At 71.1% G+C, this 14282-nt stretch carries 16 protein-coding genes and 1 pseudogene; 10 read left to right on the top strand and 7 right to left on the bottom strand.

Features of this window, described 5'->3' with window-relative positions; all coding sequences use genetic code 11:
- Positions 1 to 97 precede the first annotated feature (97 nt).
- Positions 98 to 1162 (bottom strand): annotated as a pseudogene (locus AB0I77_RS40910) (alpha/beta hydrolase-fold protein); the annotation flags it as partial.
- Between the two features lie 125 nt (positions 1163 to 1287).
- Here AB0I77_RS40910 and AB0I77_RS40915 point away from each other — a divergent pair.
- Complete coding sequence (locus tag AB0I77_RS40915) at positions 1288 to 2148, top strand: thioesterase family protein (RefSeq protein WP_363287916.1); 861 nt, start codon at positions 1288 to 1290, stop codon at positions 2146 to 2148.
- On the opposite strand, the gene AB0I77_RS40920 is transcribed toward AB0I77_RS40915, so the two are convergent.
- The gene (locus tag AB0I77_RS40920) at positions 2135 to 2719 is read right to left on the bottom strand and encodes a TIGR03086 family metal-binding protein (protein WP_363287917.1); all 585 of its coding nucleotides are present in this window, start codon (positions 2717 to 2719) and stop codon (positions 2135 to 2137) included. The genes AB0I77_RS40915 and AB0I77_RS40920 overlap by 14 nt on opposite strands.
- Positions 2720 to 2858: 139 nt before the next feature.
- On the opposite strand from AB0I77_RS40920, the gene AB0I77_RS40925 reads away from it, so the two are divergent.
- On the top strand, positions 2859 to 3860 hold the full coding sequence (locus AB0I77_RS40925; protein ID WP_363287918.1) for a YafY family protein: 1002 nt from the start codon (positions 2859 to 2861) through the stop codon (positions 3858 to 3860).
- On the opposite strand, the gene AB0I77_RS40930 is transcribed toward AB0I77_RS40925, so the two are convergent.
- The gene (locus tag AB0I77_RS40930) at positions 3796 to 4455 is read right to left on the bottom strand and encodes a TetR family transcriptional regulator (RefSeq protein WP_363287919.1); all 660 of its coding nucleotides are present in this window, start codon (positions 4453 to 4455) and stop codon (positions 3796 to 3798) included. The two genes, AB0I77_RS40925 and AB0I77_RS40930, sit on opposite strands and share 65 nt — an antisense overlap.
- A gap of 101 nt (positions 4456 to 4556) precedes the next feature.
- Here AB0I77_RS40930 and AB0I77_RS40935 point away from each other — a divergent pair, with 101 nt between their 5' ends.
- Both AB0I77_RS40935 and AB0I77_RS40940 read left to right on the top strand, forming a co-directional pair.
- Positions 4557 to 4724, top strand: coding sequence for a hypothetical protein (locus AB0I77_RS40935; protein ID WP_363287920.1), 168 nt, complete (start codon positions 4557 to 4559; stop codon positions 4722 to 4724).
- Positions 4725 to 4743: 19 nt separating this feature from the next.
- Entirely contained in the window at positions 4744 to 5010 is a 267-nt protein-coding gene (locus tag AB0I77_RS40940; RefSeq protein WP_363287921.1) for a DUF4190 domain-containing protein, read from the top strand.
- On the opposite strand, the gene AB0I77_RS40945 is transcribed toward AB0I77_RS40940, so the two are convergent.
- Positions 5007 to 5138, bottom strand: coding sequence for a hypothetical protein (locus tag AB0I77_RS40945; protein WP_363287922.1), 132 nt, complete (start codon positions 5136 to 5138; stop codon positions 5007 to 5009). The two genes, AB0I77_RS40940 and AB0I77_RS40945, sit on opposite strands and share 4 nt — an antisense overlap.
- Between AB0I77_RS40945 and AB0I77_RS40950 the strand changes: the two genes are divergently transcribed.
- Positions 5137 to 6306: a cysteine desulfurase family protein gene (locus AB0I77_RS40950; RefSeq protein ID WP_363287923.1), complete on the top strand. Its 1170-nt coding sequence runs from the start codon at positions 5137 to 5139 to the stop codon at positions 6304 to 6306. The two genes, AB0I77_RS40945 and AB0I77_RS40950, sit on opposite strands and share 2 nt — an antisense overlap.
- Before the next feature lie 10 nt (positions 6307 to 6316).
- On the opposite strand, the gene AB0I77_RS40955 is transcribed toward AB0I77_RS40950, so the two are convergent.
- Complete coding sequence (locus AB0I77_RS40955) at positions 6317 to 7018, bottom strand: peptidoglycan recognition family protein (RefSeq protein WP_363287924.1); 702 nt, start codon at positions 7016 to 7018, stop codon at positions 6317 to 6319.
- Positions 7019 to 7078: 60 nt separating this feature from the next.
- Here AB0I77_RS40955 and mnmA point away from each other — a divergent pair, with 60 nt between their 5' ends.
- A complete protein-coding gene (mnmA, locus tag AB0I77_RS40960) occupies positions 7079 to 8209 on the top strand; it encodes a tRNA 2-thiouridine(34) synthase MnmA (RefSeq protein WP_363287925.1) in 1131 nt (376 codons plus the stop codon).
- A gap of 57 nt (positions 8210 to 8266) precedes the next feature.
- On the opposite strand, the gene AB0I77_RS40965 is transcribed toward mnmA, so the two are convergent.
- Positions 8267 to 9046 (bottom strand): alpha/beta fold hydrolase, encoded by a 780-nt coding sequence (locus tag AB0I77_RS40965; RefSeq protein WP_363287926.1) that lies wholly within the window; start codon positions 9044 to 9046, stop codon positions 8267 to 8269.
- 56 nt (positions 9047 to 9102) lie between these two features.
- Complete coding sequence (locus AB0I77_RS40970) at positions 9103 to 9426, bottom strand: DUF427 domain-containing protein (protein ID WP_363287927.1); 324 nt, start codon at positions 9424 to 9426, stop codon at positions 9103 to 9105.
- Between the two features lie 50 nt (positions 9427 to 9476).
- On the opposite strand from AB0I77_RS40970, the gene AB0I77_RS40975 reads away from it, so the two are divergent.
- From AB0I77_RS40975 to ligA, 4 genes are read left to right on the top strand one after another with little or no spacing between them, the layout of a single operon-like run.
- Positions 9477 to 10016, top strand: coding sequence for a TIGR00730 family Rossman fold protein (locus tag AB0I77_RS40975; protein WP_363287928.1), 540 nt, complete (start codon positions 9477 to 9479; stop codon positions 10014 to 10016).
- A 33-nt stretch (positions 10017 to 10049) separates the two neighbouring features.
- Complete coding sequence (locus AB0I77_RS40980) at positions 10050 to 10748, top strand: SDR family oxidoreductase (protein ID WP_363287929.1); 699 nt, start codon at positions 10050 to 10052, stop codon at positions 10746 to 10748.
- Between the two features lie 18 nt (positions 10749 to 10766).
- Entirely contained in the window at positions 10767 to 11774 is a 1008-nt protein-coding gene (locus AB0I77_RS40985; protein ID WP_363287930.1) for a methionine synthase, read from the top strand.
- 15 nt (positions 11775 to 11789) lie between these two features.
- Positions 11790 to 13985: an NAD-dependent DNA ligase LigA gene (ligA, locus tag AB0I77_RS40990; RefSeq protein WP_363287931.1), complete on the top strand. Its 2196-nt coding sequence runs from the start codon at positions 11790 to 11792 to the stop codon at positions 13983 to 13985.
- The last annotated feature ends 297 nt before the right edge of the window (positions 13986 to 14282 follow it).

The following is a 14282-nucleotide window of genomic DNA, read 5'->3' on the forward strand; positions in this document are numbered from 1 at the left end:
CGGTTCCACTGGCGAGCGTCGCGTGCGTGGAACCGGCGGTCGACGGTGGATGCGGGGCGGTGCCGAGGCCCAGTTGCTGGGTCAGCCAGAGGAAGGCCGGCACCACCTGCGGCCGCCACAGCGCCATGGTGTGGCCGCCCGCGCTCTTCGGGATGTACACCACGTGCACGGTCGTCGGTGCCTTCGCGCTCTGTTCGATCGCCACGGCCGCCTCGAAGCCGTCGTGCGGCTGCCCGGAGAAGTAGAGGGCGATGCGGGGCGGGGTGCGGGCCGCGCGCAGCAGCAGGTACGGGTTGTTCGCGTTCCGCAGCATGGGGTTCTGCGCTGCCAGCGAGTCGCGTTCGCCGATCGGGTCGTTGTAGCCGGACAGGCTGACCGCCGCCCGATAGCGTTCGGGGTGGGCGACGGCGAGCTTCGTCGCGCAGTGCGCGCCCGCCGAGTACCCGGCCACCGCCCAGCCCGCCGGAGCGGTCTGGGCGCGGAAGTTGTCCATGACCATCTTCGGCACGTCGATGCTGAGCCAGCTGTCGGCGTTCACCGTGCCCGGGATGTTGGCGCAGCCGGTGTCCACTCCGGCCAGCAGATTGGTGCGCGGCGCGACCAGGATGAACGGCGCCACCTTGCCGTCGCGCATCAGCGGCAGCAGCTGCTTGGCCGCGTGCAGGGACCCGAACCAGGCCTTCGCCGAGCCGGGGTAGCCCGGCAGCAGCTCCACCACCGGGAACTTGCGGTGGCGGTAGGCGGGTTCGTGGTACTGCGGCGGCAGCCAGACGTAGACCTCGGCGTTCACGCCCGATACCCGGCCCTTGAGCTGGGTGACGCGTACGCCGCCGCTGGCCGGAGTGAACCGCTGCCGGACTCTGGGCAGCCGTTTCAGGGCTATCCCGCCGGTGCCGTCGGCCCCAAGATTCGCGGCCTGCTGCACATGGTCGCCCGTGCCGAGCAGGTCGGCCCAGTTGTCGTAGAGGTTGTTGGCGTTGTTGACCAGGACGAAGACCAGGGCCACGGCCGTCCCCTGCGTGAACAGCAGCATCAGCACCCGGCCCGCGGCCCGCACGGCCCTCGGCCCCCCGATCCGCGACCACAGGACGAACGGGAGCACGATGGCGACGACGGACAGCCCGACGAGGGTGTAGAGGAACGAAGTCCCAGTGAGGCTCATGCCTCTACAGAGGGACGGCGGCGCCCTCGGGTTTACGGATGAGTACGGACACTTACCGAGATATTGTCCGGTCCTCACCCAGGCCAAAGCTACCGCTTAGTAGTTTCTTGTTGTACCGTTCAGCCATGTCAGAAGCAGCTATCGCGCGCGCCGTCATCGGCGACAGCGAGTTCGACCGGGACACCGCGGTCACCCCGCGCGAATCCGGGGCCCCCGGGGTCTACGACATCGACCTCTCCGCCGGATGGACGATTCTCGGCGCCGTCAACGGCGGCTACCTGCTGGCCGTCCTGGGCCGCGCCCTGGCGCACGCCCTGCCGCACTCCGACCCCTTCAGCATCTCGGCGCACTACCTGACCGCCTCCCGGCCCGGCCCGGCGGTCGTGCGCACGGACGTCGTACGGACCGGCCGCACCCTGTCGACCGGCCAGGCCTCGCTCTTCCAGTACGACGACCAGGGCCGCGAGGTCGAACGCATCCGCGTCCTCGCCTCCTACGGCGACCTGGACGCCCTCCCCGACGACGTCCGTACGACGGCCGAGCCGCCCGCGATTCCGCCCCTGGAGCAGTGCTTCGGGGCGGAGGACGGACCTTCGCCGGTGCCCGGCGGCTCGGCGATCACCGAGCGCCTGATGCTGAAGCTCGACCCGTCCACCCTCGGCTGGGCGCTCGGCTCGCCGTCCGGCAAGGGGGAGATGCGGGCCTGGTTCGGGCTCGCCGACGGCCGGGATGCCGACCCCTTCTCGCTGCTCCTCGCGGTCGACGCGCTGCCGCCGACCGCCTTCGAACTCGGCCTGTCCGGCTGGGTGCCGACGGTCGAGCTGACGGCCCACATCCGCTCCCGCCCGGCGCCGGGCCCGCTGCGCGTGTCGATCACCACCCGCAATCTCGCCGGCGGCTTCCTGGAGGAGGACGCCGAGGTGTGGGACAGCGCGGACCGGCTGGTGGCCCAGTCGCGCCAGCTGGCCCGGGTCAGGCTCGGCTGAGCGGCGCCCGTCCCAGCCAGGCCGCCAACTGCCCGTAGGCGTCGGCTCCTTCGGGGACCGGCAGCGCCGAGCCGAAGGGCACGGAGTCGTCGCGTCGCGCGTCGGGGAGCAGGCGGTGGCCGACGGTGAGCGCGAACTCGGCCAGATCCGGATCGAGTTCGGCCGGCTGTCCCAGGGCCTCGCGGAGGTCCCAGGTGTGCGCCACCGTCTCCAGTACGTATCCCGACAGGGCGATCCGGCCCGGCTTCTCCCCGAACGGCATACGCATCACGGCGTCCAGGAGGTCGTCGTCCGCCCAGGCCTTCAGGGCGCGTTCGGCGGCCTCGGCGTAGGCGGCCGGCCAGCCGTCGTCCGGTACGCCGTCCACGAAGGGCCGCACGGCGAGCGCGTCCCCGCCCTCCGCGACGACGGCCACCCGGTGGGTGCCGCCGGCCATGTGGCTCAGCAGCGTGCGGACGTCGAACTCGGTGCAGGGGGTCGGGCCGGCCAGCTGCTCCAGGCGGACGGTCTTGATCAGTGCGGCGGCCTGGTCGGTGGCGCGGGCGAACAGGGGGCGGGGGTCGGGGTTCATGACGGCCTCTCGTGGTGTCGGTTTTGCGTGTCGATCTGCGCGGGTCGGTTCCCGCGTCGGTGCGGTGAGGATCGCCGGATAACCTGACAGCTGCCGTCAGCATTTGCGGAGCACTCGCCCACCGCGGGATTCTGCTGCCGTGAAGTCCGACCGCCTGCTGTCGATCCTGCTGCTCCTGCAGACCCGCGGCCGCGTCCCCGCGCACGAACTCGCCGCCCGCCTGGAGGTGTCCGTGCGCACCATCTACCGGGACGTCGAGGCCCTGTCGGCCTCCGGCGTCCCCGTCTACGCCGAGCGCGGCCGGCACGGCGGCATCGAACTGCTCGCGGGATTCCGTACGGACGTCACGGGCCTGACCGCCGACGAGTCCCGCGCGCTGTTCATCCTGGCCGCACAGGGCGCGCACGCCGCGCTCGGCCTGGACGCGGCCTTCGGCTCGGCCCTGCGCAAGGTGATGGCGGCGCTGCCGGCCCCGCACCGGCCGGTCGCCGAGGTGACCTCCCGCCGCATCCTCGTCGACGCCACGCGCTGGAAGGGCGGACCGCGGAAGGCGGTCGATCTGGACGTGCTCCAGGACGCGGTCTTCGCGGACCGGCGCGTCCGACTGCGCTACCGGCACAGCGGTGAGAAGGCGGCGCGGACCTACACCGTCGATCCGTACGGCCTCGTCGCCAAGGCGGGTGTCTGGTACCTGGTCGCCGACCGGCGCGCGAAGCCCCAGCTCTTCCGCGCGGACCGGGTTCGGTCGGCGACCGTCCTCGACGACCCCGTGCGCCGTCGGCCGGGGGTCGAACTCGCCGACGCCTGGGAGGTGGTGCGCCGTCAGGTCGAGGAATCCCCCGGTGGAGTCGAGGTCACCGTCCGGGTCCGGCGCGAGCGCCTCGACATGTTCCAGCGCCTCAACGCCGCCTGGCTGACCGCCCTCCCCGAGGACGACGGCGAGAGCGAGTGGGCCACGGCCCGTCTGACGTACGGCTTCGTCCGCGAGGCTCGCCAACTGCTGCTCTTCGCCGACTCGGTGGAGGTCCTCTCCCCGCCGGAAGTCCGCGAGGAACTGGCGGCGACGGCCGCTTCGGTCACGGAGCTGTACCGGCGCCCGGCGGCGGTGTCCGGTCCAGCCAGTGATGACGGCCGATGCTGATCAGCCGCATCTGACGCTCGGCCACCTGGGCGACTCGCTGCCGCTCCTCCTGCGGGGCCTCCAGCGCCTCCAGGAACAGCGAGGCGGTGATCAGCATCTGGTCGACGTAGAGGTTGGCGAGCATGAGCAGGTCGTCGTCGCTCCAGCCGGCGGACACGGGGTCCTTGGCCAGCTCGGCCTTCACCTCCTCGCCGAACCGGGCCAGTTGGTCCCGTATGGCGTCCCGTACCGGCTGGACCCCGCCATGGCGCTCACGGGCGATAAAACGGACATGTGCGGGGTACGCGTCCACGTGGCCGGCGATCAACTCGACGGCGCGGATGATGCGCACCCCGCTGTCGTCGGCCGTGGACACCGTCGTCCGGATCATCGGGTGCAGGCTGCTCAGCGCCTCCTCGACCAGGGCCACACCGAGATCCGCCGTGGAGCGGAAGTGCCGGTAGAAGGCGGTCGGGGCGACGCCGACGGCGCGCGTGACCTCGCGCAGACCCAGGCTGCTCAGACTCTGCTCCTCCAGCAGCCCCAGCGCCGCGTCCAGGAGCGACTGCCGGGTCTTCTGTTTCTGGACCTGCCGGATGCCGAGGGTGTGACTCATGCCATGCAGTTAACAACTGTTCTCCGGAATTTGAAAGCCGTTGTGCGCGCTAGACTAGGCAGTCAGTGAACAAGTGTTACTGCAATGAGAGGAGTCTTCCCATGCTGTTCCTCGTCGCCGCGCTTCTGCTGCTGGGTGTCGTCCTGGGCACCGTGGCCCACGCGCCGCTCACCTTCACCGCGGTAGCCGCCGCCGTCATCGCCCTCTGGCTCGGCATCTTCGCGCTCCGCGAGCGCCACGGCCGCCGCCGCCAGACATCGACCCGCTGATCTCCGGGAGCTGATCACCATGCAACTCACCGCACCGGCCACCCGCCGAACCGCCACCCGCGACGCCGACGGCATGGCTGTCGCGTCCTTCATCCTGGGCCTGCTCGGCCTCCTGGTCCTCAACCTCTTTCTCGGCCCGATCGCCATCGCGCTGGCGGGCGTGGCCCTGTGGCGGGGCACGACTCGCCGCGGCCGTGCCTATCTGGGCCTGGGCCTGGGAGTCGCCGACCTGGTGGTCCTGGTCGCCTTCATGCAGATGGACAACACGGTGTCGTGGAGCTTCTAGAAGTGCGGCTTCCAGTAGCGCGACTTCCCAGAGCCATAGCAGTGGCAGGCGGCCGGGGACGAGCCGTCGGCCACGGCGGTGGGCAGTCGTTCCGCGCCGCGGTGGGCCCGTAGAATCGGCGTCACCATGGCATACCTCGACCACGCCGCGACCACCCCGATGCTCCCCGAGGCAGTCGAGGCACTCACCGCGCACCTGAGCGTCACCGGCAACGCCTCCTCCCTCCACGCGTCCGGCCGCCGCGCGAGGCGCACCGTCGAGGAGGCCCGCGAAACCCTCGCGGAAGCGCTCGGCGCCCGCCCCAGCGAGGTCGTCTTCACCGCCGGCGGCACCGAGGCCGACAACCTCGCGGTCAAGGGCCTGTACTGGTCCCGCCGCGACGCCGACCCCGTCCGCACCCGCGTCCTCGCCAGCCCCGTCGAACACCACGCCGTCCTCGACGCGGTCCACTGGCTCGGCGAACACGAGGGCGCAACCGTCGAGTACCTCCCGGTCGACGCGTACGGCCGCGTCCACCCCGAGGCGCTCCGCGAAGCCATCGCCCGCAACCCCGACGACGTGGCCCTGGCCACCGTCATGTGGGCGAACAACGAGATCGGCACGGTCCTGCCGATCCACGAACTCGCCAAAACGGCCGCCGAGTTCGACGTCCCCCTGCACGCCGACGCCGTCCAGGCCTTCGGTCAGGTCCCCGTCGACTTCGCCGCCTCCGGCCTCGCCGCGATGACGGTCTCGGGCCACAAGATCGGCGGCCCCTACGGCATCGGCGCCCTGCTCCTGGGCCGCGAATACACCCCCGTACCCGTCCTGCACGGCGGCGGACAGGAGCGCCACGTCCGCTCCGGCACCCTCGACGTCCCCGCGGTCGCCTCCTTCGCGGTCGCCGGCCGCCTGGCCGCCCAGCAGCGCGAGTGGTTCACGCGGGAGATCGGCGCCCTGCGCGACGGCCTGATCGAGGCGGTCCATGCGGCGGTCCCGGACGCGATTCTCGGCGGCGACCCGGCATCGGAGGGCCGCCTCCCGGCCAACGCCCACTTCACCTTCCCGGGCTGCGAGGGCGACTCCCTGCTCCTCCTCCTGGACGCCCAGGGCATCGAGTGCTCCACCGGCTCCGCCTGCACCGCGGGCGTGGCCCAGCCCAGCCACGTCCTGCTGGCCACCGGCACCGACCCCGACCTGGCCCGCGGCACCCTCCGCTTCTCCCTCGGCCACACCTCCACGGAGGCCGACGTCGAGGCGGTGGCGAAGGCGATCGGCCCGGCGGTGGAACGGGCGCGCGCGGCGGGACTGTCGTAACCCCGAGGGCTCACGCCGCCGCCGTGCGGGCCCTCCGTACGAGCTTCATGTACCGGTCCCAGTCCCAGTGCGGCCCCGGGTCGGTGTGGTCCGTCCCCGGCACCTCCACGTGGCCGATGATGTGCTCGCGGTCGACGGGGATGTCGTAGCGCGCGCATATCCGGGCCGTCAGCCGCGCCGAGGCCTCGTACATCTCGTCCGTGAAGTCCTGCGGGCGGTCGACGAAGCCCGCGTGTTCGATGCCGACACTGCGCTCGTTGTAGTCGCGGTTGCCCGCGTGGTACGCCACGTCCAGCTCGCGGATCATCTGTGTGATGTATCCGTCCTTGCGGACGATGTAGTGCGCGGCCGCGCCGTGCCCCGGGTCCTGGAACACCTTCACCGCGCTGGCGAAGCTGCCCTGGGTGACATGGATGACCACCATGTCTATGCCGTAGTCGTCGGGCCGGTCCGCGCGCCGCCAGTTCGCGTCGGACGCGGCCACCCATCGCGCGCCGGCGTAGTCGACCTCGCCCTCCTCGCGCGGCTTCTCCACGCCCGGCGTGCGCCACCACAGGCGGCCCAGCTCGTCACGGGCCAGCACGGCCGAGCCCACCGCGGCCGCCGTGCCCCCGATGATCAGGGCCCGCCGCCCGATGCGCCGGTCGGTGTCCTTGCGGGCTCTGTCCACCTGGCCGCTGTCCTCGTCATTGCCTGCTCGTGTCGCCCCCATGTGATCGTGAACGGATACTCGTGGGCCCTGGTTCCCGCGTCCCCTTACTCTTGAAGGGTTATGACTGACACCACGCAGCCCACCCGACCTCTTCGCGTCCTCGCCGCCATGTCGGGCGGCGTCGACTCCGCCGTCGCCGCCGCCCGCGCGGCCGAGGCGGGCCATGACGTGACCGGCGTCCACCTCGCCCTCTCGGCGAACCCGCAATCGTTCCGCACGGGCGCGCGTGGCTGTTGCACGATCGAGGACTCGCGTGACGCCCGCCGCGCCGCGGACGTCATCGGCATCCCGTTCTACGTGTGGGACCTCGCCGACCGTTTCCGCGAGGACGTCGTCGAGGACTTCGTCGCCGAGTACGAGGCCGGCCGCACCCCCAACCCCTGCCTGCGCTGCAACGAGAAGATCAAGTTCGCCGCCCTGCTCGACAAGGCGCTCGCCCTCGGCTTCGACGCGGTCTGCACCGGCCACTACGCCAAGGTGACCCTGGGCGAGGACGGCAGCCGCGAGCTGCACCGCGCCTCGGACATGGCCAAGGACCAGTCGTACGTCCTCGGCGTCCTGGACGACCGGCAGCTCGCCCACGCGATGTTCCCGCTCGGCGACACGCTGACGACGAAGGACGAGATCCGCGCGGAGGCCGAGCGCAGGGGCCTGGCGGTGGCCAAGAAGCCCGACTCGCACGACATCTGCTTCATCGCCGACGGCGACACCCAGGGCTTCCTCGCCTCCCGCCTCGGCAAGGCGGAGGGCGACATCGTCGACGAGTCGGGAGCGAGGCTCGGCACGCACGAGGGCGCGTACGGCTTCACCATCGGCCAGCGCAAGGGCCTGCGGATCGGCACCCCGGCCCCCGACGGCAAGCCGCGCTACGTCCTGGACATCTCGCCCGTGGACAACACCGTGACGGTCGGCCCGGCGGACGCGCTGGATGTCACGGAGCTGACGGCGATCAAGCCGCGCTGGTGCGGGGCCGCCCCGACCGGCCCCGGCACCTACACCGCCCAACTGCGCGCCCACGGCGGCGAGACCGAGGTCACCGCCGAACTGGTCGACGGCACCCTGGAGGTGTCGTTCACGGAGCCGGTCCGCGGCGTGGCCCCCGGCCAGGCGATCGTGCTGTACGACGGCACGCGCGTGGTGGGGTCGGCGACGATCGCGTCGACGACGCGGGCGACGGCCGGGGTTTCCTGACCCCGCCCGACCCCGCCCGACCCCGCCCGACCTCGCCTGACCCCGCGCCACCGGGCTCTACGGGGCGAAGAACTCCGCCAGCACCGGCGCCAGGACGGTGGGATCCACCATGTGGGTCTCACCCTCCAGCGCCCGGTACATCCCCTCCGGCGCTGCCTCCGCGACCGCCTGCGCCGCCTCCCGCATCCACGCCGGGCTCGCGCCGCCCGCGAGGGCCAGTACGGGGACGGTGATCGAGGCCAGCCGGTCCCGGGGTACCCGGCCGTCGCCCATCACGGCGTCGTCGTACGCCAGGCTCGGGGCGAGAGCCTCCATGCCGGCCCACATGGGGGACTGGCGGGCGCCCTGGATCATCTTCTCGGCCAGGCCGGTGAGCCTCAGGAACAGCTCGACCGCGTCCCCGCGCCTGCCCTGCGCGAGCGCCTCCGTCAGCCGCTCGGTGTACTCCGAGCGCTCTTTCACGCCCTCCTCGTGCACGGCGAACGGCGTCTCGTACACGGCGACCCGACGGACCGGCAGCCCGCTCGCCGCCGCCTCCAGGGCCAGCGCACCGCCCGACGAGACGCCGTACAACGCCGCCTCACCGCCCACCGCCTCGATCAGCGCCGCGAGGTCCTCGACCTCCCGGGCCACCGCGTACGGGGCCGTGTCGCCGCTCTCGCCACGGCCCCGGCGGTCGTACGAGACCACGCTGAAGCGCTCGGACAGGGGCCGGGCCAGCGGCGCCACGGTGGCCCCTGTGGACATGGCCCCGCTGATGAGGATGACCGCCGGACCCTGACCGGTGCGCTGGTACGCGAGGGAAGTGCCGTCGCGCGAAGTCGTCTTCTTGTCCATGCTTGTGAAGACTGCCCGACGACAGCGAATTAATCGGGCACAACACTTCTAACCGGTCACAAGACGTCCACTTCGTAGAAGCAGAAGTGGTCCTTGATCTCGGCCACGTCCGCCTTCGGCTCGGGATACGCCCAGACCAGGTCGGCCGCGTCCGGCAGCGACCAGTAGGACGCCGTGCCCTTGAACGGGCAGTACGTGTGCGTGTCGGAGGGGCTCAGCAGGTCGAGCCGTACGTCCTGGGGAGGGAGGTAGTACCGCACCGGACAGCCCGTCTCCCGCAGGAGGAGGGGCCGTTCGCTCTCGGCCAGTACCTGGTCGCCCTGGACGACCCGTACGCGCTGCGTGCCCTGCTCGATGGTGATCGTGTGTCCTTTGGCCATACCGGAAAAGCGCTCGCGGGCCCCCGGTTCTTCCCGCGTACGGTGGCTCCATGCGAATCTGCGTCTTCCTCTCCGCCGCCGACCTCGACGAGCGATACACGCGCCCCGCGCGGGAGTTCGCGAAACTGATCGGCAAAGGCGGGCACACACTGGTCTGGGGCGGCTCCGACGTCGGGCTGATGAAGGTGGTCGCCGACGGAGTGCAGGAGGCGGGCGGCCGGCTGCTCGGGGTCTCCGTGGACTTCCTCGCGGCCAAGGCGCGCGCAGGCGCCGACGAAATGGTCATCGCGAAGGACCTCGCCGAGCGCAAGAAGCTGCTCATGGAGAAGGCCGACGCGGTGGTCATCATGGTGGGCGGCACCGGAACGCTGGACGAGGCGACCGAGATCCTGGAGCTGAAGAAGCACGGCCACACGGACAAGCCGGTGGTCCTGCTCAACACCGCGGGCTTCTACGACGGCCTCAAGGAGCAGTTCCGCCGCATGGAGGACGAGGGGTTCCTGCCCCGACCGCTGACCGACCTGGTGTTCTTCGCGGAGGAGCCGGTGGGGGCGCTGGCCTACCTGGAGGAGAGCCGCGGCGTCGAATGACGTGGGTGTGAGGCGGGCGGGTGTGATGCGAGCATGGCAGCCATGGCTACTCATGTGATCACCGGAGCGGGTTCCGGCATCGGCGCGGCCGTGGCCCGCCGCCTGCACGCGCGCGGGGACGACCTCGTGCTCCACGCGCGCGACGCGGGCCGTGCGAAGGAGCTGGCGGCCGAGTTTCCCGGTGCGAAGACGCTGGTGGGCGACCTGGCGGACCCCGACAAGCTCTCCTGGGCCTTCTCGCACCAGACGCTCCCCGACCGCGTGGACTGTCTGCTCCACATCGCCGGGGTGGTCGACCTGGGCCCGGTCGGCGAACTGACTCCCAAGTCCTGGCGCCACCAGCTCAACGTCAACCTCGTCGCCCCCGCCGAGCTGACCCGCCACTTCCTGCCCCAACTCCGCGCCGCCCGCGGCCACGTGGTCTTCGTGAACTCCGGCGCCGGCCTGAACGCCAACGCCGACTGGTCGGCGTACGCCGCCTCCAAGCACGGCCTGAAGGCCCTCGCCGACGCCCTGCGCCACGAGGAGCACGCGAACGGCGTCCGCGTCACCACCGTCTACCCCGGCCGCACCGCCAGCCCCATGCAGGCCAAGGTCCACCAGCAGGAGGGCAAGGAGTACGACCCCTCGCGGTGGATCGACCCGGAGTCGGTCGCGACGACGATCCTGCTGGCCATCGATCTGCCGAGGGACGCGGAGATCAACGACCTGTCGGTGCGGCCGGGGCGCTGACCTGCGTAGGCTTTCCGGGTGAGCAACAACACTCAGTTCAGCTTCGCCGCCGCCACCGGCATCGGCTCCTTGCCCGGCGGCGACGCCCGCGAGGCCGCCAAGACCGTCACCGGGTCCTTCGAGGACTTCCCGTTCCTGGCCGAGCTGCCCGCCCGGGGGCCCGGCGCGGACATGATCGGCCGGACCGCCGGGATGCTCGTCGAGCTGTACGCGCGCGTGGAGCCCAGCGGCTGGCGGCTCGGGGACCGGCCGGGGCGGGACACCAAGCGGGCCCGGTCATGGCTCGGCCAGGATCTCGACGCGCTGGAGGAGTTCACCCAGGGGTACGAGGGCCAGCTGAAGGTGCAGGCCGTCGGACCCTGGACGCTGGCCGCCGCGCTGGAGCTGAGGAACGGCGAGGTCGCGCTCAGTGACCCCGGCGCCTGCCGCGACCTCGCCGCCTCGCTCGCCGAGGGGCTGCGCCTGCACCTCGAGGACGTCCGGCGGCGCGTACCCGGCGCCCAGGTCGTCCTCCAGCTGGACGAGCCCTCCCTCATGGCCGTCCTGCGCGGGCAGGTGAAGTCCGCCAGCGGCTACCGCACCCACCGGGCCGTCGACCGGCAGGTCGTCGAGGCCACGCTCCGGGACGTCGCCGGGGTGCACGGCGGCGGCCCGGTCGTGGTCCACTCGTGCGCACCGGACGTACCGTTCGCCCTGCTGCGCCGGGCGGGCGCGGCCGCGATCTCCTTCGACTTCGCGCTTCTCACCGAGCGTGACGACGACGCGATCGGCGAGGCCGTGGAAGGGGGGACCCGGCTCTTCGCCGGTGTCGTGCCGGGCACGGACGGCCCATTGTCAGACCCTGCCGGTAGCGTCATGGGTGTCAGGACGCTGTGGCGCAGGCTGGGGCTGCATCCGGGGCTTCTCACGGAGGCGGTCACGGTCACTCCGTCGTGCGGACTCGCGGGGGCTTCCCCCGGGTACGCGCGAGAGGCACTCGCCCACTGCGTCCGGGCGGCGAGATCCCTCGCGGACAACCCAGAGTAACGGGAGGACAACACGGTGGCCGGCGAAAAGCAAGCGGAGACGACGGTGCCCGCTGAGGCACGGGAGAAGCACGCGCAGCTCGCTGAGCAGATCGAGGAGCACCGCTTCCGGTACTACGTGAAGGACGCTCCGGTCGTCAGCGACGCGGAGTTCGACAAGCTCCTGCGCTCCCTGGAGGCGCTGGAGGAGGAGCACCCCGAGCTGCGCACGCCCGACTCGCCGACGCAGAAGGTCGCGGGGGCGTACGAGACGGATTTCACGGCGGTCCAGCACCGCTCGCGCATGCTCTCGCTCGACAACACGTTCAACGACGAGGACCTCGCGGCCTGGACGGACCGCATCGCCAAGGAACTGGGCCAGCAGGACTACCACTTCCTGTGCGAGCTCAAGGTCGACGGCCTCGCCGTCAACCTCACCTACGAACACGGCCGCCTCACCCGCGCGGCGACTCGTGGTGACGGCCGCACCGGCGAGGACATCACGCCCAACGTCCGCACGATCGCGGAGATCCCGGACCGTCTCAAGGGCGGCGACCGCATCCCGGACTTCGTGGAGATCCGCGGCGAGGTCTACTTCCCGATGGAGAAGTTCCAGGAGCTCAACGCCCGCCTGGTCGAGGCCGGCGACAAGCCCTTCGCCAACCCGCGCAACGCCGCGGCCGGTTCACTGCGCCAGAAGGACCCGCGCGTCACCGCCACCCGCCCGCTGCACATGGTCGTCCACGGCATCGGAGCCCTGGAGGGCTTCGACGGCATGACCCGCCTCTCCGAGGCCTACGACCTGCTGAAGACCTGGGGCCTGCCCACTTCCCGGTACTCCAAGGTGGTCGACGGTCTCGACGGCGTACGGGAGTTCATCGCGTACTTCGGGGAGAACCGCCACTCCGTGGAGCTCGAGATCGACGGCGCGGTCGTCAAGCTCGACGAGATCCCGCTCCAGGGACGCCTGGGCTCCACCTCGCGCGCACCGCGCTGGGCGATCGCGTACAAGTACGCGCCGGAGGAGGTCAACACCAAGCTCATCAACATCCGCGTGGGCGTGGGCCGTACCGGCCGGGTCACGCCGTACGCCCAGGTCGAGCCGGTCACGGTGGCCGGCTCGGAGGTCGAGTTCGCCACCCTGCACAACCAGGACGTGGTCAAGGCCAAGGGCGTCCTCATCGGCGACACCGTGGTGCTGCGCAAGGCCGGTGACGTCATCCCGGAGATCCTCGGCCCGGTCGCCGACCTGCGGGACGGCAACGAGAAGCCGTTCGTCATGCCGTCGAAGTGCCCCGAGTGCGACACACCGCTCAGGCCGATGAAGGAAGGCGACATCGACCTGCGCTGCCCGAACGCCCGCACCTGCCCGGCCCAGTTGCGCGAGCGCCTGTTCTATCTCGCGGGCCGCAAGTCGCTGGACATCGAGCACTTCGGCTACGTCGCCGCCGCGGCTCTCACCAAGCCGCTGGAGCCCGCCGAACCGCCGCTGCTCGACGAGGGCGACCTGTTCGACCTCACCATCGATCGGCTGCTGCCCATCAAGGCGTACGTCCTCGACCAGGACAGCGGCCTGCCCAAGCGCGACCCGAAGACCGGCGAGGAGAAGGTCGCCACCGTCTTCGCCAACCAGCAGGGCGAGCCGAAGAAGAACGCGCTCGCCATGCTGGAGAACATCGCGGCCGCCAAACAGCGCCCGCTGGCCCGCGTCCTCACGGGTCTGTCGATCCGTCACGTCGGTCCGGTCGCCGCCGAGGCGCTGGCCCGCGAGTTCCGCTCGGTCGACCGCATCGAGCAGGCCTCGGAGGAGGAGCTGGCCAACACCGACGGCGTCGGCCCGATCATCGCGAAATCACTCAAAGAGTGGTTTGCCGAAGAGTGGCATCAGGAGATCCTCCGCAAGTGGAAGGCCGCCGGCGTCCGGATGGAGGAGGAGGGCTCCGGTGAGGACGAGGGCCCGCGTCCGCTCGAAGGACTCACCGTCGTCGTCACCGGCACCCTCGAACACTTCACGCGGGACGGCGCCAAGGAGGCGCTACAGACCCGTGGTGCGAAAGTGACCGGTTCGGTTTCGAAGAAGACGTCATTCGTCGTTGTGGGTGACAACCCTGGATCGAAGTATGACAAGGCGATGCAGGTCAAGGTGCCCGTGCTGAACGAGGACGGCTTCAACGTCCTGCTGGAACAGGGCCCCGAGGCGGCGACCGAAGTCGCGCTTCCGGCGCAGGAGTAGCGCGAGTAGCGGTTGAAGGCCACCCGATCGGCGCATACCAGATGCATATGGGTGGCCGGGGTGCATTCGGGCAACCGTCGACGACCGGTGCCCGTGGAAGCCTTCCGCGGCCTACTGTTGAGATGTGCGCCTGCCGTGCCCAGCTGCGGTCGGGGCATCCCTTTTGTTCCCGCAGGGCCCTTGGGGAACAAAAGGGGAAGGGTTTTTTCCAACGCGGTGCCGTTGACGGTTGTCGGGCGACGGGCCGCGTGGCGTGGGCACCGCCGGCTGTGAGAGGGACGGGAATGGAACCGACCG

It is taken from the genome of Streptomyces sp. NPDC050619 (genome assembly GCF_040654815.1).
GTDB lineage: Bacteria > Actinomycetota > Actinomycetes > Streptomycetales > Streptomycetaceae > Streptomyces.